We start from the raw sequence: 18,875 nt of genomic DNA on the forward strand, positions 1-18,875 counted from the left end.
CCGAGGCCGAACCGATCACCTGAACGGGTCGTCGAAGTCGCTGACACTCGACGCGGTGATCTGACACACTCTGTCCGGTTGACCCGTTTCCTCGGCTGGAGCTCCTCGTGGTCTGGATGCAGAAGGCGGTAACGCCCGCTCAGTCGCATGCCTATCTCACGGCGGGGTACGACCGCACCGCCGGCTTCGTCGTCCGCGCCGCCGACGTCGCATGGGCCTCGACCCCGGCCGACGTGTTCGAGGCCCACGACCTCGGGTACCCGCGCTCGCCGTTCAGTCCACGCGCGCAGTGGGTCGACGTCCTGCGCATGGTCGCCGACCCGCAGCTCATGTTCGAGGACATCTACGAGATCGGTGACCCGCGCGAGCTGCCGAGCGACTTCTCGCTCGGTGGCACCGCGCCGCTGTGGTGGCTGCGACACTCGCGCATCACGCCGGGTGCGGAGCTCGTCCGCTGCTTCCCGGACGGGAGCGTCGCCCTGCTCGCCCGGTACATCGACGTCGGGTGGGGGTGGCAGGTGTTCATGCCTGGCGTCCGCCGCACGGGCAGCACCTCCCTGTCACGGTGCGTCGGGCCGGTGGCACGCTGGCACGGCGGCTACGTCGACGCCGACGTGGTCGAGGACGGCCAGGCGGTCGTGCTCGCCCTCGCGAGCCCGCCTCTGTCGGAGCCCGGCTTCGAGCCCACCCCGGCAGGTCGGTGGCGGCGTGTGGTGTACCGCGAGGACGTCACCGAGCTGCTCGAGCTCGACCTCACCGCGCGATGGCACGGCCTCGCCGTCCGGCTCGTCGACCAGTGGGCCGACCCCGCCGGCGAGATCACGTTCCGGGTCTCGTCCATCGCCCCCGACGCTGCCCTCGCGGAGAGCCTGGGCATGCGGAAGATCGAAGCCAGCGTCTACGAGGCCACCGTGCAGGCGACGGCGATGACCGACTTCCACACCGGCCAGATCCAGACCCCGAGCTGGCTCGCGCGGAGCCCGCACCGCGTCTGACCGGGCGCGCCCCGGACCGCTGCGTCTGCCGCGGTCGACCGGCTGGTGCGCCAGCCCGCGAGAGGAGACACGTCGTCTCCAGACGATCCCGCGCACCGCCATCTCCAGCCGGCCCGAAGAACCAGCCGCCATCTCCAGCCGGCCCTACGCGCTGCCCGGCCACGTCACGACGACGGGGTTGCGCCAGTCGCTGTTGTCGAGGACGACGTCTGCGGCCTGCACCGGCGAGGCGGTCCGCCGGTAGAGCGCCTGCCCCGGCAGATAGCGCTGCTCATAACGGCGACGCACGGCGTCGTGGTCGCCGAACAGGCTGCGATCACGCAGCTCCGCACGGGACAGCGTGACCTCCTCGGGGACGTGCACGTAGACGCGCAGGTCCCATGCGGCGACAAGCTCGCGGCGGAGCAGGAACACGCCGTCGAACAGCAGCACGGCCGCCGTCGGGACCTGCTCCGTCACCTCGACCGCCGAGTCCGTGCGGAGGTCGAAGCGGGCGACACGCACACGTGGCGCTCCGGCACGGAAGGGCTCGAGGAGCTCACGAACCAGCCCCTCCAGGTCGAACGAGTCCAGGAGGTAGCCCTCCGGCGACGCGCCCCCGCGCGCCAGCCGCACCTCGCTCGGGTTGTGCCAGTCGTCCACCGACGCTCGAAGCACCGGTCGCGACGTGTGCTCGGCGACGGCGTCGGCCATGGTCGTCTTGCCGGCTGCGTCAGGCCCGTCGAAGGCGACGAGGACGCGCTCACCACGGAGGCTGTCGATGAGACCCGCGAGGCGCTCGACGACCGACATGGGGTCACGCTAGCCGCTGCCTGCCGCGGCCACCCCGGCAGCGGGACGGCGGCTGCAGGTGCGTCCGCGGCCCGGAGGACCCGGTCCGGGTCCGCCACCGTCAGCGGGCGGCGACCCCCTGCGAGCTGTCCGCGTCGAGCACGCCGACGACCCCGGCCGCGAGCGCATGAAGCTCGTCGAGCGCCTCCTCGTAGGCGCGCACATCCCCGATGCGTGCCGCGGCGTGCGCCCGGACCGTCGGACCGTGCACCGCTGCCCGCGCCGCGCGTCGGAGCGCCCGCAGCTCACGTTCCGGTGCCGTCGGACCGGCCTCGTGCCCACCGGCCACCGCACCGTGCCCACCGAGCCGACGAGCGATCTCGACCTCGGCGGCCTCGAGCGCACGATCGCGCGCGGCCACGACCTCGGCGCTCCGTTCGCGACCGCGCTGGTCGGCCATGAACTCCTCGACCGCGGCCTCGACGATCCCCCGCGCCTCCTCGACCGGCTGCGCGTGCCGGTCCGGTGCGAGCTTCGCCACCGTGTCCAGCGTGATGAGGTGCACTCCTGGGAGGTCGGCGACGCTCGGGTCGACGTCGTGGCGCAGCGCGAGGTCGACGACGACGAGCGGCCGAGGTCCGTCGCGTTCGACGACTCCCGCCGACCGCCGGATCGCGTCGAGCCGGTCCGCGTCGAGCACCGGACCCGCCACCCCGCTGCAGGCCAGCACCATGTCCGCGGCGGCGACGGCGTCCGGCAGCGCGGAGTCCTCGATCGCGACGATCCCGCGGGCGTCCGCGAAGGCTGCGGCGCGTCCCGACGGGGAGTAGACGTGCACGTCGTGGGCGCCACGGGCACGCAGGGCCGCCAACGACGCCCCCGCGTACGAGCCGGTCCCGACGAGCACCACCCGGGTCAGCGCCCAGGAGACGGCACCTGCCTCGGTGAGGTGCTCCCGCGCGAGATCGAGAGCGACGCTGACCAACGACCGTCCCGCGGCACCGAGCCCCGTCCGGGTCGCGACCGCGCGGGCGGAGCGGCTCGCGGACTGGAACAGGTGCTCGAGGCCGGAGGACGTCGTCCCGATGTCCCGTGCCGAGGTCAGCGCACGCCGCACCTGGCCGGAGATCTCCTGCTCCCCCACGACCATCGAGTCGAGCCCGGCCGCGACCTCGAACAGGTGCGACGCGACGTCCGGACCCGTGAGGACGCGCAGGTGGGCGGCGACCTGGGCGCGGTCCAGACCGCTGGCCTGGGCGACCAGCTCGGTGATGGTCTCGCGGCTCGAGGCCACCGCGGCCTCGTCGGCGACTTCCAGGTACACCTCGTAGCGGTTGCACGTCGCCAGGACGACGGCCCCGTCGGGTCCGGTGCGGCTCAGCACGGCCTCGCGGGCCACGTCGTGACCGCCCACACTGAGCTGGTCGAGCACGTCGAGGTCGAGGTCGTGGTGGCCGGCGATCAATGACATCAGCACCACAGCACCTCCGAGTTAACCAGTCCGCGGATTTATCGGCACAATCGTGTGGTGCGCCTCACTCCGAACCACCCGCTGGCCGACGGCCGGACGACCCATTCTCCGCTCATCTCCGCATTTCGTTCGCAACGCCCTGATCGGCGGCCGATCTGGTTCATGAGGCAGGCCGGACGCTCGCTCCCCGAGTACCGGCGGGCGCGTGAGGGCACCGCGATGCTCGATGCGTGCCTCACCCCGGCGTTGGCGAGCGAGCTGACCCTGCAGCCGGTGCGCCGGCACGACGTCGACGCGGCGATCTTCTTCAGCGACATCGTGGTCCCGCTCCGGCTGGCCGGGGTCGACGTCGACATCAAGCCGGGCGTCGGGCCGGTCCTCGGACGCGCGGTACGGACCGCGGACGACGTCGCCGCGCTGCCGTCCGTCGAGGACGGCGCGTTCGCCGAGGCCCTCGCACCCGTGCGCGACGGGGTCGCCCTGACCGTCGCCGAGCTGGGGTCGACGCCGCTGATCGGGTTCGCCGGGGCACCGTTCACCCTGGCCGCGTACATGGTCGAGGGCGGGCCGTCGCGCGACCACCTGGCGGCCCGGACCCTCATGCACGCCGACCCGCAGACGTGGCGGGCGCTGACCGCGTGGACGGCGGACGTCACCGGGGCGTTCCTCCGCGCGCAGGTCCTGGCGGGGGCGAGTGCCGCGCAGCTGTTCGACTCCTGGGCCGGTTCGCTGTCCCTTGCCGACTACACGGCCCACGTCGCACCGGCGAGCACGCGGGCGCTCGCGCCGGTCCGGGACCTCGGTGTGCCCGTCGTGCACTTCGGCACCGGCACCGGCGAGCTGCTCGTGGCGATGCGCGACGTGGGCGCCGATGTGGTCGGGGTCGACTACCGGATCCCGCTCGACGAGGCGAACCGCCGGCTCGGTGGCACGGTCCCGCTCCAGGGCAACATCGACCCGGCGCTGCTCGCGGCACCGTGGCCCGTGCTCGAGGCGCACGTGCGTGACGTCGTGGCCCGTGGGGCGTCGGCCCCCGGTCACGTGGTCAACCTCGGCCACGGCGTCCCGCCGGACACCGACCCGGACGTCCTCACCCGCGTCGTCACGCTCGTGCACGGGATCGCCGGATGACCGAGCCCGAGGATCGCCGCACGGACGAGCCGTGGGACGCCGTCGTCGTCGGCGGCGGGGTCGCCGGGCTCGTCGCGGCGCGTGAGCTGGCGGTCAAGGGGCTGCGGACGCTCGTCCTGGACGCCGCGGACCACCTCGGCGGTCCGGTCACCGGCGTCGACGTCGCCGGGCTGCGACTCGACGCCGGGGCGGAGTCGTTCGCGACCCGCGGGGACGCGGTGGCGGACCTCGCGGACGAGCTCGGGATCGGCGACGCCCTGACCGCACCGAGCGGTCTGGGCTCCTGGGTGTACCTGCCGGACGGCCGCGCGAGCACGCTGCCGCGCGCGGGCGTGCTGGGCATCCCGGCGCGACCCTGGGCGCGCGACGTGGTCCACACGCTCGGCCTCGCGGGGACGCTGCGCGCCAGTCTCGACCGGGTGCTGCCGCGCTCCGTCGGCACCGGGCCGTCGGTGACGATCGGCGCCCTCGTCCGCGCGCGGATGGGTGCGCGGGTGCTCGAGCGGCTGGTCGCCCCCGTGGTCAGCGGGGTGCACGCGGCCAGCGCCGACCGGCTCGACGTCGAGTCGGTCGCCCCCGGCCTGCTCGCGGGGCTCGCCCGGCACGGGTCGCTCGGTGCGGCGGTGGCGGCGCAACGGCGCCTGGCACCTGCCGGGGCGGCCGTCGCCGGGATCGTCGGCGGGATGCACCGGCTCGTCGAGGAGCTCGTCGTCGATCTCGAGTCGCGAGGCGCCGTGCTGCGGACGGGGACCGAGGTGACCGGGCTCGTGCGCGCACCCGGGGGCGCGGGGTGGATCGTCACCGCCGACGGGGCCGAGCTGGCCGCCGCGGCCGTGGTCGTGGCAGCCACCAGCCGGCCCGCCCTGAGCCTGCTGCGTGAGGCGCTCCCGGACGCGGAGCTGTCCGACGTGCTGCCGGACCCCGGAGCGGACGTCGTGCTCGCGACGCTCGTCCTGGACGCGCCAGGGCTCGACGCGGCGCCGCGTGGCACCGGGGTCCTGGTCGCCGAGGGTGCGCCGGACGTGCGGGCGAAGGCGATGACGCACGGCACGGCGAAGTGGTCCTGGCTCACCGAGCGGGCCAACGCGGCCGGTCGTGACAACGGGGCGCGGTACGGCTGGCACGTGCTGCGGCTGTCCTACGGGCGCGGCGGCGAGTCCAGCGCGGCGGCGGTCGCGGCCGACGACGCCACCCTGACCGCGTGGGCTCTCGCCGACGCGTCGCGACTGCTGGGCGTGCCACTCGATGCGTCGCACCTCGTCGGGTTCGCGCGGCGCCGGTGGAGCGACTCCCTCCCGCAGCACGCACCGGAGCACCGCGCCCTGGTGGGATCGGTGCGCGCTGCGGTCGAGGCGACCCCGGGGCTCGCGGTGTGCGGGGCGTGGATCGCCGGCACCGGTCTCACGTCGGTCGTCGCGGACGCGCGGCGCGTGGGCCGCGAGCTCGCACGCGAGCAGGCGGCACGGGGTCCGGCGTCCTGACGGCCTGGTGAGGCCCGGCCTGGTGCCGGTCCCTCCGGACGCAGGTCCCGGCCGGCACGTCCTGCCTCAGGAATGCGCACCGCACGCGGCATCGGAATTCCCTTTCTTGGTGAATTCCAGGGAATGCCATGGTGAGGTTCTCGGCACTGTTGTCGATAACATTCTCAGCGCGTGCACACGGGCACCCCAGGAACGAGACGGGCTCGCTCGGATTTCGACAACGTCGACCCCCGCGCGCACACTGGGGCCATGCCCAGCCGCACCCCCGCCCTGCTCCTGGTCGTGCGTCCATGACCGTGACGCTGCGGGTCGGCACCCGCGGGAGCGCCCTCGCCCGGACCCAGACGGGTCAGGTGGCCGACGAGCTGGCCTCGATCGGCGGGTTCGCGATCGAGCTGGTGCACGTGCGCACCGACGGCGACCGGCTCACCGGCTCGCTGGCGACGCTCGGCGGGACCGGGGTGTTCGTGACGGCGTTGCGTGAGGCCCTGCTCGACGGCCGTTGCGACGTGGCCGTGCACTCCCTCAAGGACCTGCCGACCGGCCCGGCGCTCGGCCTCACGCTCGGCGCCGTCCCGCCACGCGAGGACCCCCGCGACGTGCTGTGCGCCCGGGACGGGCTGACCCTCGCGACCTTGCCGCCGGGCAGTCGCGTCGGCACCGGGTCGCCGCGGCGTGCGGCACAGCTCCGCGCCGCACGGCCCGATCTCGAGATCGTCGACATCCGCGGCAACGTGGACACCCGCCTCGGCCGGGTCGTCGGTAGCACCGTCGGCACCGCCCACGCGGACGACCGGCCCGCGCGCGACCTCGACGGCGTCGTGCTCGCACGGGCCGGCCTCGCTCGCCTCGGCCGTCTCGACGCCGTCACCGACACGCTCGCGCCCGCGACGATGCTGTCCGCAGCCGGCCAGGGGGCGCTCGCCATCGAGTGCCGGGCGACGGACGACGTCCCCGGTCTCGCGGCGGCCCTCGCCACGCTCGACCACCGACCGACCCGCCTGGCCGTGCTCGCCGAGCGCGCCTTGCTCGCGCGCCTCGAGGCGGGGTGCGCGGCGCCCGTCGGTGCTCTCGCGGTGATCGACGGCAGCACGCTGACCCTGGACGCGGTCGTGACCCGGACCGACGGGACGGCGGCGCTCCGACTGTCCGCGTCGGCGTCGGTCCCGGAAGCGACGGCAGGCGGCGCCGACGGCACGCGCGGACCCGTCGGCACGGTCGGCTCCGACGAGCCCGCCCGCGACGCAGCAGTCGCCCTCGGTCACACCCTGGCGGACCAGCTGCTCGCGGCCGGGGCAGGCGAGGCGATGACGGCATGACCTCGACGACCGGGCGGCCGCTCGACGGCGTGCGCGTCCTGGTGCCGCGCCGTTCCGACGGTCCCGACCCGCTCGTGATCGCCGCCGCAGCCGCGGGCGCCGAGCCGGTGCCGGTGGCACTCATCGTGACGGTCCCCCCGGAGGACCCGACCGAGCTCGACGACCTCCTGCTCGCGCTGGGCACCGGCTACTACGCGTGGCTCGGGATCACCAGCGCCGCGGTCATCCCGGTGCTCGCGGCCCGTGCTCACGACGCCGACACCGACCTCGCGACGCTGACCTCGCAGACGCGCGTCGCAGCCGTCGGCCGGTCGACCGCCCGCGCACTCGAGGCAGCGGGGGTCCACGTCGACCTCGTCCCGCCCGGCGCCTCCTCCGCGGCGGCCCTGCTCGCGGCGTGGCCCGCCGCCGACGGGGGCCGGGTCCTGCTCCCGCAGGGGGATCTCGCCGCCTCGACCCTCGCCGTCGGGCTCCGGGAACGCGGCTGGGACGTGGACGACGTCGTCGCCTACCGCACCGTCGCCGGACCGCCGGTCGACCCGGCGACCGCGAGCGCGTACGCGGCCGGAGAGATCGGCGCGGTCGTCCTGACGTCGGGCAGCACGGCGCGACACCTCGTCGAGAAGCTCGGGGTCCCGCCGGCGAGCACGATCGTCTGCTGCATCGGCCCGGGGACCGCCGACGTCGCACGTTCCGTCGGCCTCCGGGTGGACGCGGTCGCGGCTGAGCAGACGCCGTCAGGCCTGGTCGATGCGCTCGTCGGCGTCGTGGCCGGTACCGGCGTCATGTCCGGCACCGTTGCGAGCAGCGCAAGCAGCACAGGCGCAAGCAGCACAGGCGGCTCACGCAGCGCGGGCAAGCCGGACGGCACGACCGGGACGGACAGCGACGGCGCGGACGCCCGTTCCGGGACGCCGACGACGCCGTTCCCGTCCGAACCTCCGCCTCGCGACCCGCCGGGCCCCGACACTCCCCCCTTCCACCCGATCCGCAGGTGACTCCGATGACCAGCACACCCCACTCCGACGCTCTCCCCGGCGACGCGGCACGCGCCGCAGCTCCGGCACAGGCCGCGCCCGCAGCACCGTCCACCGACCCGACCCAGGCGATGCGGATCCGTCCGCGCCGCCGCCGCGCGACGCCTGCCCTGCGGCGCCTCCTGACCGAGGTCCGCCTGCACCCGTCCGAGCTCGTGCTGCCGTTGTTCGTCAAGGAGGGCATCTCCGAGCCGACCCCGCTGCGGTCGATGCCGGGTGTGGTCCACCACTCGCGCGCGTCCCTTCGCGTCGTCGTCGAGCAGGCCGCAGCGGCCGGGCTCGGCGGGGTGATGCTGTTCGGCGTCCCCGAGCACCGGGATGCGACCGGGACCGGTGCGACCGACCCGGACGGGATCCTCAACCTGGCGATCGCCGACGCGGTCGAGGCCGCGCGCGGCCGGCTGGTCGTGATGGCGGACCTGTGCCTCGACGAGTTCACCGACCACGGCCACTGCGGCGTGCTCGACTCACGGGGCGCGGTCGACAACGACGCCACCCTGGTCCGGTACGCGGACATGGCGCTCGCCCAGGCGCGTGCCGGCGCGGACGTCGTCGGGCTCAGCGGGATGATGGACGGCCAGGTGGGCGTGGTCCGTGACGCGCTCGACGACGCCGGGTTCACCGGGGTGTCGGTGCTCGCGTACGCCGCGAAGTACGCGTCGGCGTTCTACGGCCCGTTCCGCGAGGCGGTCGAGTCGACGCTCGTCGGCGACCGCCGGACGTACCAGATGAACCCGGCGAACCGCCGCGAGGCGGCGCTCGAGGTCGCGATCGACGTCGAGGAGGGTGCCGACATCGTCATGGTGAAGCCGGCCATGAGCTACCTCGACGTGCTGGCCGACGTCGCCGCGACCTCACCGGTACCGGTGGCGGCCTACCAGGTGTCCGGCGAGTACGCGATGATCGAGGCCGCCGCGGCCCAGGGCTGGATCGACCGGCGCCCGGCGATCCTCGAGTCGGTGCTGTCGATCCGCCGGGCGGGCGCCGACCACGTGCTCACCTACTGGGCGCTGGAGATCGCCGGCTGGCTGCGCGAGGACCTCACGACGAGCGACAGGACGAACCGCTGATGACCACGAGCACCCCCCTCTCCGCCGAGCTGTTCGACCGCGCGCGAGGTCTGATCCCCGGTGGCGTCAACTCCCCGGTGCGGGCCTTCGGCTCGGTCGGCGGCACGCCGCGGTTCCTCGCGTCGGCCAGCGGCCCGTACGTGACCGACGTCGACGGTCACGAGTACGTGGACCTGGTGTGCTCGTGGGGGCCGGCGATCCTCGGTCACGCGCACCCCGACGTGGTGGCGGCGGTGCAGGCCGCTGCGGCCCGCGGGCTCTCGTTCGGTGCGCCGAGCGTCACCGAGGTAGAGCTCGCCGAGGAAGTCATGTCCCGGGTGGGCGTGGTCGAGCAGCTCCGGCTCGTGTCCACCGGCACCGAGGCGACCATGACGGCGGTCCGGCTCGCGCGGGGGTTCACCGGCCGGGCCCGGATCATCAAGTTCGCGGGCTGCTACCACGGTCACGTCGACGCTCTCCTGGCGCAGGCGGGCTCCGGCCTGGCCACGCTCGCGATGCCGGGCTCCGCCGGGGTCACGGAGGCCGTCGCCGCCGAGACGATCGTGCTGCCGTACAACGACGTCGCGGCGGTCGAGGCCGCGTTCGCGGCGCACGGCTCGACGATCGCAGCCGTGATCACCGAGGCCGCGCCGGCGAACATGGGCGTCGTCCCGCCCGCGCCCGGCTTCAACGCGGCGCTGCGCCGGATCACCGCGGCGCATGGTGCGCTGCTGATCCAGGACGAGGTGCTCACGGGCTTCCGCGTCGGGCCCGCGGGGTGGTGGGGTCTCGAGGGTGCGACCGAGGGCTGGGCGCCGGACCTGCTGACGTTCGGCAAGGTGATCGGCGGCGGGCTGCCGGTCGCCGCGATCGGCGGCTCGGCGGACCTGATGAGCTACCTGGCTCCGGTTGGCCCGGTCTACCAGGCGGGCACGTTGTCGGGGAACCCGGTCGCGACCGCCGCGGGGCTCGCGACGCTGCGGGCGGCCGACGCCACGGTGTACGCGCGGCTCGACGAGGTCGCGCAGACGCTGTCCACGGCGGTCAGCGACGCGCTCACGACGGCGGGGGTCCCGCATCACGTGCAGCGGGCGGGGAACCTGTTCTCGATCGTGTTCGGTCAGGCGGCCGCCGACTCCGGCGCGCACGACTACGCCGAGGTGCAGGCGAGCGAGTCGTGGCGGTACACGCCGTTCTTCCACGCGCTGCTCGAGCACGGTGTGTACACGGCGCCGTCGGCGTTCGAGGCGTGGTTCGTCTCGGCGGCGCACGACGACGTCGCGATCGAGCGGGTGCTCGACGCTCTTCCGGCGGCGGCGCGGGCGGCGGCAACAGCGCGTCCTGCGTAGGACCATCGTCCTCTTGCGAATACCCATGGGGGGTATATCGTTGAACTGTCAGTCAAACCCGTGGTGCCGTCGGCGCCGCGGGCGGACCGACAGCAGCAGCCCCACCGGCTGCTGAACGCTGCCCAGCGGGAGGCTCCCATGGCGGGATACACCGGGTCGAAGGACGAGTACCTCAAGCGGTTGCGCCGCATCGAGGGCCAGGTGCGCGGCATCGCCCGCATGGTCGACGAGGACACCTACTGCATCGACGTCCTCACACAGATCTCCGCCGTGACCAAGGCGCTGCAGGCCGTGAGCATCGGACTCATGGAGGACCACCTCGGCCACTGCGTCGTCGACGCCGCGCGCTCCTCCCACGAGGAGGGCGCCGAGAAGGTCCGCGAGGCGGCCGATGCGATCGCCCGCCTCGTCCGCAGCTGAGCCGCCTCGCGCCGACACCCTCGATCCACCCCGCACCCGTTCGCCCGACAGCCGCTCACCCGAGCGGCGCCACACCCACCGAGAGGATCCGACCATGAGCCAGACCACCACGTTCTCCGTCGACGGCATGACCTGCAACCACTGCGTGCACCACGTCACCGAGGAGCTGACGGCGATCCCGGGCGTCACGAACGTCACGATCGACCTGCAGGCCGGCGCGTCCTCCCCGGTCACCGTCGTCTCCGACGAGCCGCTCACCGACGAGGCCATCAAGGCCGCCGTCGAGGAGGCCGGCTACGCCGTCACCCCCCGCGGGTCGTTGCTGTGACAGCCGACGAGACGAGCACCCCGCACCTGACGGTCCCCGTCGCTCCCGTCGCCACGATCGACCTCGCCGTCACGGGCATGACCTGCTCGTCGTGCGTGTCGCACGTCGAGAAGCGCCTCAACCGCGTGCCCGGCGTGACCGCGACGGTCAACCTCGCCCTCGAGACCGCCCACGTCGAGATCGCCCCGTCGCCCGACGGCACGGACCCCGCCGACGTCGAGGCACTCATCGCCGCCGTCCGCAAGGCCGGGTACGACGCGACCGTCGTCGCCCGTCCGGACACCGCTCCCGCCGGTCCGCGCACGACTCCGGCCACGTCGACGGACACCTCGGGTGGGGCGGGTGTCGACACCGGCATGACCCTGTCCGGCCACACGATGGCCCCCGGTCACGAGATGACGGCCGACGAGGACACCTCGGCACCGACGCCCGACCGCGGCGACGACCTGCTCCGGCGGCTACGCGTCGCAGGGACGCTGGCCGTCCCGGTCGTGCTGCTCTCGATGGTCCGGCCGCTGCAGTTCACCGGGTGGCAGTGGGTCGTCGCCGTCCTCGCGCTGCCCGTCGCGACCTGGGCGGCGCTGCCGTTCCACCGCGCCGCGTTCCGGGCCGCCCGGCACGGGTCGTCGACGATGGACACGCTCGTCTCGATCGGCATCATCGCCGCGACCGGCTGGTCGCTGTGGGCTCTGCTGCTCGGCGGCGCGGGCAAGCTCGGCATGCGGATGAGCCCGACGTTGTGGCCGGCCGCTGCGGGTGGCCACGCGATGACGACGCCCGAGCTGTACTTCGAGGCTGCGGCCGTCGTCACGACGTTCCTGCTCTCGGGCCGCTACCTCGAGCACCGCTCGCGTCGGCACGCCGGCGACGCGCTGCGCGCCCTGCTGGACCTCGGCGCCAAGGACGCCGCGCTGCTCGTGACGGGCCCTGGCGGGACCCGCGTCGAGCAGCGCGTGCCGATCTCCCAGCTCCAGGTCGGCGACGAGTTCGCGGTGCGGCCGGGCGAGAAGATCGCGACCGACGGCGTGGTCGTCAGCGGCACGAGCGCGGTCGACGCGTCCCTGCTGACCGGCGAACCGTTGCCCGTCGACGTCGGCCCGGACGACGAGGTGACCGGCGCGACCATCAACACGTCCGGGCACCTGATCGTGCGGGCGACGCGGGTCGGCGACGAGACGCAGCTCGCGCAGATCGGACGGCTCGTGTCCGCGGCGCAGACCGGCAAGGCGCCGGTGCAGCGGCTCGCCGACCGGATCTCCGGGGTGTTCGTGCCCGTGGTCCTGGTGCTCGCCCTCACGACGCTGACGGTGTGGCTCGTCTCGGGCGGCGGCGTGCAGGCGGCGTTCACCGCGGCGGTCGCGGTGCTGATCATCGCGTGCCCGTGCGCGCTCGGCCTCGCGACGCCGACGGCTCTGCTGGTCGGGACCGGTCGCGGCGCCCAGCTCGGCATCCTCATCAAGGGCCCGGAGGTCCTCGAGCGCACCCGAGCAATCGACACGATCGTCCTCGACAAGACCGGCACGGTCACCGAGGGCCACATGACGGTCGTCGACGTCCTCACCTCTCCCGGTCAAGTGGAGCGAACTGCACCGACACGCGAGCGTGTCGCGCGCAGTTCGCTCCACTTGACGGAGGGGGCGCTCGAGCTGACCGAGGACGAGCGCGAAGTGCTGCGGGTCGCGGGTGCCGTGGAGGCGTTGAGCGAGCACCCGATCGCCCGTGCGGTCGCTGCCGCAGCTCGGAGCGTCGGCGCCGATCCCGCCGGAACCACGGGCTCCGGCGGAGCGGTGGGTTCCGGTGCCGAGGCCGACCGTGAGGTCGCGGGCGTCGGCGGGGACGGCGTCGAGATCGGCGCATCGCAGGTGCTCGAGTTCCGCAACGACGCTGGGCGCGGCGTGTCCGGGGTCGTGCGGATCGCGCACTCCGGGGTCGACGTCTCGCAGCGGGTCCTCGTCGGGCGCGCGTCCTGGCTCGCGGAGAACGGGGTGCCCGACGCCGACCCCGACCTGCTGGCTGCCGTCGCGGCGGCAGAGCGTGACGGGGCGACGGCCGTGCTGGTCGCATGGGCCGGTCAGGTCCGTGGCGCGATCGTGCTGCGCGACCCGGTCAAGGAGACCTCCCGCGAGGCGCTCGACCAGCTCCGCACGCTCGGCCTGCGCCCGGTGCTGCTCACCGGCGACAACGTCGGGTCCGCCCAGGCGGTCGGCCGGCTCGTCGGGCTCCCGGAGCAGGACGTCATCGCGCAGGTCCTCCCGCAGGACAAGGTCGACGTGGTCGCCCGGCTCCAGGCCGAGGGTCACGTCGTCGCGATGGTCGGCGACGGCGTCAACGACGCAGCGGCCCTCGCGGCGGCTGACCTCGGGCTCGCGATGGGCACCGGCACCGACGCCGCGATCGAGGCGGCCGACCTCACGCTGGTCCGCGGCGACCTGCGGTCGGCGGCCGCGGCGATCCGGCTCTCCCGGCGGACGCTGACGATCATCAAGCAGAACCTGTTCTGGGCATTCGCGTACAACGTCGCAGCGATCCCGCTCGCGGCGCTCGGCCTGCTCAACCCGATGATCGCCGGTGCGGCGATGGCGTTCTCATCGGTGCTCGTCGTCAGCAACTCGCTGCGCCTGCGCCAGTTCTCCTGACCCCGGTCCCCCGCCCGGCCTGGCCGGGCGGGGGACCGCCCCGCCCCGCCCCGCCCCGGGCGTCCGCCCGGCCCGTCGAGTGGAGCGTTGTGCGACGACACGCCCGCGTGTCGGTCGCACAACGCTCCACTCGACGGAGGGGGTGGGACTGGTCATCGAGGGTTCATGGCGGCGACACTCGTCGGCCACATCGTCTCCACAGGTCGCGCATAGTTTCGGCTCCGGCCGGGAATTACCCGCGCCGGAAGGAGAACCGACATGCGTAGGTCTTTCACGGCGGCCGCCCTCGCCGTCACCGCAGCAGCCGGGCTCGTGACGAGCGGCTATGCCGCCGACCGATCGGCCCGGATCGACCGCGACCACGGCTCGTCGTCGCACTCCGACGACAGGGAGCACCCGAGCTCGAGCACGCTGCGCAACTTCGGCATCACCCGCGCGATCCCGGCCTCGTCGACCGTCAACGTCGACACCGCGACCGCCCTGGCGAACCCCCTCTCGCTCATCACCGTGGCACCTGGCCTCAAGGCGAAGGTCGTCACGTCGGGCAACGCCGCCCCCAACCTCGACATGGGTGCCCTGTGGCCGGCGAGCCACCCGACGCACCTGTTCTTCTGCAACGAGCAGGGCCCGACCGACCCCGGCGTCCAGCGCATCGACCTCGCGACCGGCACCGCGGTGACGGTGCTGACCGGGACGAAGTCGTGCGACCCGCTGCACGTGACGCCCTGGGGCACGATCGTCTTCGGTGAGGAGGCCGGCGCGACCGGAGCGGTCTACGAGATGATCGACCCGATGTCGGTCGTCGGCGCGACCCTCGACCGCACCACCGGCGTCACCTCCACCCCGAACATCGTCCGCCGCGACGCCCTCGGCTCGCTGTCGTTCGAGGGCCTCGGCATCCTGCCGAACGGCGTCGCCTACTACGGTGACGAGCTCGGCCCGAAGAACGGCGCCCCTGGCGGCTCGTACTTCAAGTTCGTCCCGTCGACGCCCTACGCGGGCACGACGCCGATCACCTCTCTCGACCAGTCCCCACTGGCGTCCGGGTCCGTGTTCGGCCTCCGGGTGTCCGACGGCAGCAACTACGGCCCGGCGATGGCGCTCGGCCAGGGCGCGTGGATCCCGATCCCGGGCGCGTCCGGCGCACAGCTTCGCACGCTCGCTCCGGCCGCCGGCCTGACGGGCTACTACCGCCCGGAGGACATCGCGCTCGACCTGAAGGCGCTCGCCGCCGGTGACGTGCGGTGGTGCGGCAACAACACCGGCCGTGACGAGTCCCGCTACTTCGGCGAGACGATCTGCCTGAAGGACGGGCGGCTCTCGGACGTCGCGAGCGGGACCTCGACCCCGGAGGTCGAGCTCTTCGTCGTCGGCAACCAGGACCTCAACATGCCCGACAACATCGACAACCAGCCGGGTCGCGGCAACTGGATCCTCCACGAGGACGGCAGCACGTACGGCGCCCAGGGCGGCGACCACAACGACGACCTCTGGAGCTGCATGAGCGACGGCGCGGACATCGACGCCCAGTCCGACGGCTGCGTGCGGGTCGCGGTGCTCAACGACCTGGAGGCCGAGTTCACCGGTGGATTCTTCGACCCGACCGGTCGGCACTTCTACGTGAGCCTGCAGCACAACGACTCGGGCTTCGGCACCCTGGTCGACATCACCGGCTGGCGCTGACCCCGACCCCCGTCGAGTGGAGCGTTGTGCGACGACACGCCCGCGTGTCGCTCGCACAACGCTCCACTCCACAAAGGCGTGAGGGGGTCAGTGGTGGAAGCTCGCTCCGGCGGACCGGTGGGGTGCGGTCTGCGACTCGAGGTGGTGGAGCGCGCGGGTCAGGTCCTCGACGAGCAGGTCGGCCATGTCGTGGCTGAACCCGCGCTTGACGACCACCCGGAGCGCGGCGATGTCCTCCCGGTTCTTCGGGAACGTGTACGCGGGCACCTGCCAGCCCCGCTCGCGCAGGGCCGCCGAGACGTCGAACACCGAGAAGCTCTCGACGCCGGCCGTGAGCGTGAAGGCGAAGACGGGGAGCTCGTCGCCCCGGGTCAGCAGCTCGAACGGCCCGAGCTCCTCGATCTGCCCGGCCAATCGCGTGGCGACGTCGCGCGCGTACTGCTGGACCTTGCGGTAGCCCTCGACCCCCAGCCGCAGAAAGTTGTAGTACTGCGCGACGACCTGGGCCCCGGGGCGCGAGAAGTTGAGCGCGAACGTCGGCATGTCGTCGCCGAGGTAGTTGACCCAGAAGATCAGCTCCTCCGGCAGGCATGACGCGTCGCGCCACACGATCCACCCGACCCCCGGGTACACGAGCCCGTACTTGTGCCCCGACGTGTTGATCGACGCGACCCGCGGCAACCGGAAGTCCCAGACGAGGTCGGGATCGAGGAACGGCGCGACGAACCCGCCCGACGCACCGTCCACGTGCACCGGCACATCGATCCCGGTCCGCGCCTGGAGGTCGTCGAGCGCGGCGCAGATCTCCGCGACCGGCTCGTACGACCCGTCGAACGTGGAGCCGAGGATCGCCACGACGCCGATCGTGTGCTCGTCGCAGAGTGCGACGGCCTCGGCGGCCCCGAGGTGGAGGCGGTCTCCCTCCATCGGCACGAGTCGCATCTCGACGTCCCAGTACGCGGCGAACTTCTCCCAGCACACCTGGACGTTGATGCCCATGACGAGGTTGGGGCGATCCGTCGGCCGACCCGCTGCGGTGCGGCGCTGCCGCCAGCGCCGCAGCAGGGCGAGGCCGCCCAGCATCGCGGCCTCGCTCGATCCTGTGGTCGAGCAGCCGGTCGCCGCGACCTGGTCGGGTGCGTGCCACAGGTCGGCCAGGATGTTGACGCACCGCATCTCGAGCTCGGCCGTCTGCGGGTACTCGTCCTTGTCGATCATGTTCTTGTCGACGGTCTCGGCCATCAGGGTGCGGGCCTCGGGCTCCATCCAGGTCGTGACGAAGGTCGCCAGGTTCATCCGCGCGTTCCCGTCGAGCATGAGCTCGTCGTGGATCAGCTCGTACGCGACCCCGGCGGGGAGCTCGTGCGGGCCGAGCCGGTGCTTCGGGATCTCCTCGCCCTCGAGGTCGAACAACGGGTCCACGGGCAGCGCGCCCGTTCGGGGTTGTCTCGCGTCCGGGTGCTTGAGGGTCACGGCGCAGTCCTCCGGGTCGACGTCCGGCGCCCGGCGGGACGCTGGCCCTGCCCATCCTCACCCCACCCCCGCGCCCGGTCGAGTGGAGCGTTCTGCCGCGACACGCCCGCGTGTCGCTGGCAGAACGCTCCACTCGACGGGGGTGGCTGGGAGGTGGCTGACAGCGGGCTGACTCGGGAATGCCAGGTCTCTGAGATATAACGGCACGCATGACCGCCCTCGCGCACGCACCAGCGCCGAGCGACCGCGCCGTGCGACGGCGGATCACGACGGAGATCTGGATCGTCCTCGGCCTGTCCCTCGGCCGCTCCGCGGTCAACGCGATCATCACCATCATCGAACGCCTCACGGCGCCGACGCCGCTCAAGAACCAGGCCGCCGGGCTCAACCAGAGCCTGTCGCAACGGTCGTACGTCGACCTCGCGCTGCAGCTCCTGTCGATCGGGTTCGCCCTCGTCCCCGTCGCTCTCGCCCTCTACCTGCTCTCCGCCGACGGCCGGTCCGCGCTGCGGCGCATCGGGCTCGACCGCGCCCGCCCCACGCGGGACCTCGGGATCGGCGTCGGCCTCGCGGCCCTGATCGGGATCCCGGGGCTCGGGCTGTACGCCGTCGGGCGCGCGATCGGCATCACGGTGCAGGTCCAGGCGTCCGGGCTGCCGCCCGAGTGGTGGGCCGTCCCCGTCCTGATCCTCGCAGCGGTGCAGAACGCGCTGCTCGAGGAGGTGATCGTCGTCGGCTACCTGGTCGAGCGGCTCGGTCAGCTGCGCTGGCGCACCCCGGCGATCCTCGTCGCCAGCGCGGTGCTGCGCGGCTCGTACCACCTGTACCAGGGGATCGGGCCGTTCTTCGGCAACGCCGTGATGGGCCTGGTGTTCGCCGAGTACTACCGGCGACGACGACGCGTGATGCCCCTCGTCGTCGCGCACGCGATCCTCGACATCGTCTCGTTCGTCGGGTATGCGCTCATCCCGGCCGACGTGCGGGCGGCCCTGCACCTGAATTGAGCACTGCACCTCAATTGAGCACTGCACCTCAATTGAGCCATGCACGTGAACCGCGCCCGGCACCTGCACTGAGCGCAGCGCCCACCGCGTTGGCTAGGGTCGGCGCATGATCCGCTGGCCCGAGACCCCTCCCGTGCTGCACGTCGACGACCTCACCCTCCGCGCCTGGCGGGCCTCCGACGCCCCTGACGTCCTGGCCGCGTGCCAGGACCCGGAGACCCTCCGCTGGACGACAGTCCCGAACCCGTACCTGCAGGAGCACGCCGAGGCGTTCGTCGGCGGGGTCACGGCGACGGGCTGGTTGCGCCGCACGTCGGCGAACTTCGCGGTGGTCGGGCCCGATGGCCGGCTCGCCGCCGCGAACGGTCTCGTGCGCGTGGACCTCGTCAACCGCACCGCGGAGATCGGCTACTGGGTGGCGCCGTGGGCCCGCCGGCGGGGGGTCGCGACCCGCTCGACCGTCGCGATCACCGCGTGGGCCTTCGAGCTCGGCTTCGCCCGGCTCGAGCTCCGTGCGGCGGCACCGAACGTGGCGTCGCGCGCGGTGGCGCGCACCGCCGGGTTCCGCGAGGAGGGCGTGCTGCGCAGCGCCGTCGAGCGCGCCGGGATCCGCGACGACCTCGTCGTCCACGGACGGCTCGCGACGGACTGACCGCGCGACGTCCGACGATCTCGCCCGGCAGGGTGACCGTTCCGACGGCCTCCCGCTGGTCGTGCACTCTAGACTC

16 protein-coding genes are annotated in these 18,875 nt (G+C 73.4%); 13 read left to right on the plus strand and 3 right to left on the minus strand.

Going from position 1 to position 18,875, the window contains the following annotated elements; all coding sequences use genetic code 11:
• The first annotated feature begins 116 nt into the window (after nt 1–116).
• Complete coding sequence (locus tag LJB74_RS09825; RefSeq protein WP_259310325.1) at nt 117–995, plus strand: hypothetical protein; 879 nt, start codon at nt 117–119, stop codon at nt 993–995.
• Between the two features lie 144 nt (nt 996–1,139).
• On the opposite strand, the gene LJB74_RS09830 is transcribed toward LJB74_RS09825, so the two are convergent.
• Together LJB74_RS09830 and LJB74_RS09835 are read right to left on the minus strand one after the other, a co-directional pair.
• Complete coding sequence (locus LJB74_RS09830) at nt 1,140–1,787, minus strand: uridine kinase (RefSeq protein WP_259308367.1); 648 nt, start codon at nt 1,785–1,787, stop codon at nt 1,140–1,142.
• 100 nt (nt 1,788–1,887) lie between these two features.
• Entirely contained in the window at nt 1,888–3,237 is a 1,350-nt protein-coding gene (locus LJB74_RS09835) for a glutamyl-tRNA reductase (protein ID WP_259310326.1), read from the minus strand.
• A 36-nt stretch (nt 3,238–3,273) separates the two neighbouring features.
• Here LJB74_RS09835 and hemE point away from each other — a divergent pair, with 36 nt between their 5' ends.
• The 10 genes from hemE to LJB74_RS09885 all read left to right on the plus strand — a co-directional run bounded on the left by hemE (nt 3,274) and on the right by LJB74_RS09885 (nt 15,670).
• A complete protein-coding gene (hemE, locus tag LJB74_RS09840) occupies nt 3,274–4,368 on the plus strand; it encodes a uroporphyrinogen decarboxylase (RefSeq protein WP_396125225.1) in 1,095 nt (364 codons plus the stop codon).
• Nucleotides 4,365–5,849 carry a protoporphyrinogen oxidase gene (hemG, locus tag LJB74_RS09845; RefSeq protein WP_259308369.1) on the plus strand — a complete coding sequence of 495 codons (1,485 nt, stop codon included), beginning with the start codon at nt 4,365–4,367 and terminating at the stop codon, nt 5,847–5,849. The genes hemE and hemG overlap by 4 nt, the downstream gene beginning before the upstream one ends.
• Before the next feature lie 296 nt (nt 5,850–6,145).
• Entirely contained in the window at nt 6,146–7,168 is a 1,023-nt protein-coding gene (hemC, locus tag LJB74_RS09850) for a hydroxymethylbilane synthase (RefSeq protein WP_259310327.1), read from the plus strand.
• A complete protein-coding gene (locus tag LJB74_RS09855) occupies nt 7,165–8,166 on the plus strand; it encodes a uroporphyrinogen-III synthase (RefSeq protein WP_259308370.1) in 1,002 nt (333 codons plus the stop codon). Before hemC ends, LJB74_RS09855 begins: the two co-directional genes overlap by 4 nt.
• A gap of 110 nt (nt 8,167–8,276) precedes the next feature.
• Nucleotides 8,277–9,275, plus strand: coding sequence for a porphobilinogen synthase (hemB, locus tag LJB74_RS09860; RefSeq protein ID WP_259310328.1), 999 nt, complete (start codon nt 8,277–8,279; stop codon nt 9,273–9,275).
• Entirely contained in the window at nt 9,275–10,603 is a 1,329-nt protein-coding gene (gene hemL, locus LJB74_RS09865) for a glutamate-1-semialdehyde 2,1-aminomutase (RefSeq protein ID WP_259308371.1), read from the plus strand. The genes hemB and hemL overlap by 1 nt, the downstream gene beginning before the upstream one ends.
• Before the next feature lie 138 nt (nt 10,604–10,741).
• Entirely contained in the window at nt 10,742–11,023 is a 282-nt protein-coding gene (locus LJB74_RS09870; RefSeq protein WP_259308372.1) for a metal-sensitive transcriptional regulator, read from the plus strand.
• 94 nt (nt 11,024–11,117) lie between these two features.
• On the plus strand, nt 11,118–11,351 hold the full coding sequence (locus LJB74_RS09875) for a heavy-metal-associated domain-containing protein (RefSeq protein ID WP_259308373.1): 234 nt from the start codon (nt 11,118–11,120) through the stop codon (nt 11,349–11,351).
• Nucleotides 11,348–13,987, plus strand: a complete 2,640-nt coding sequence (locus LJB74_RS09880) for a heavy metal translocating P-type ATPase (RefSeq protein ID WP_396125148.1) — start codon at nt 11,348–11,350, stop codon at nt 13,985–13,987. Before LJB74_RS09875 ends, LJB74_RS09880 begins: the two co-directional genes overlap by 4 nt.
• 258 nt (nt 13,988–14,245) lie before the next feature.
• Entirely contained in the window at nt 14,246–15,670 is a 1,425-nt protein-coding gene (locus LJB74_RS09885; protein ID WP_259308374.1) for a PhoX family protein, read from the plus strand.
• A gap of 87 nt (nt 15,671–15,757) precedes the next feature.
• Here LJB74_RS09885 and LJB74_RS09890 read toward each other — a convergent pair whose 3' ends face one another.
• Nucleotides 15,758–17,143: a glutamate decarboxylase gene (locus LJB74_RS09890; RefSeq protein WP_259308375.1), complete on the minus strand. Its 1,386-nt coding sequence runs from the start codon at nt 17,141–17,143 to the stop codon at nt 15,758–15,760.
• 209 nt (nt 17,144–17,352) lie between these two features.
• Here LJB74_RS09890 and LJB74_RS09895 point away from each other — a divergent pair, with 209 nt between their 5' ends.
• Complete coding sequence (locus tag LJB74_RS09895; RefSeq protein WP_259308376.1) at nt 17,353–18,147, plus strand: CPBP family intramembrane glutamic endopeptidase; 795 nt, start codon at nt 17,353–17,355, stop codon at nt 18,145–18,147.
• A 106-nt stretch (nt 18,148–18,253) separates the two neighbouring features.
• Nucleotides 18,254–18,799, plus strand: coding sequence for a GNAT family N-acetyltransferase (locus tag LJB74_RS09900; protein ID WP_259308377.1), 546 nt, complete (start codon nt 18,254–18,256; stop codon nt 18,797–18,799).
• The last annotated feature ends 76 nt before the right edge of the window (nt 18,800–18,875 follow it).

The organism is Cellulomonas sp. P24 (assembly GCF_024704385.1).
Taxonomy (GTDB): Bacteria; Actinomycetota; Actinomycetes; order Actinomycetales; family Cellulomonadaceae; genus JAJDFX01.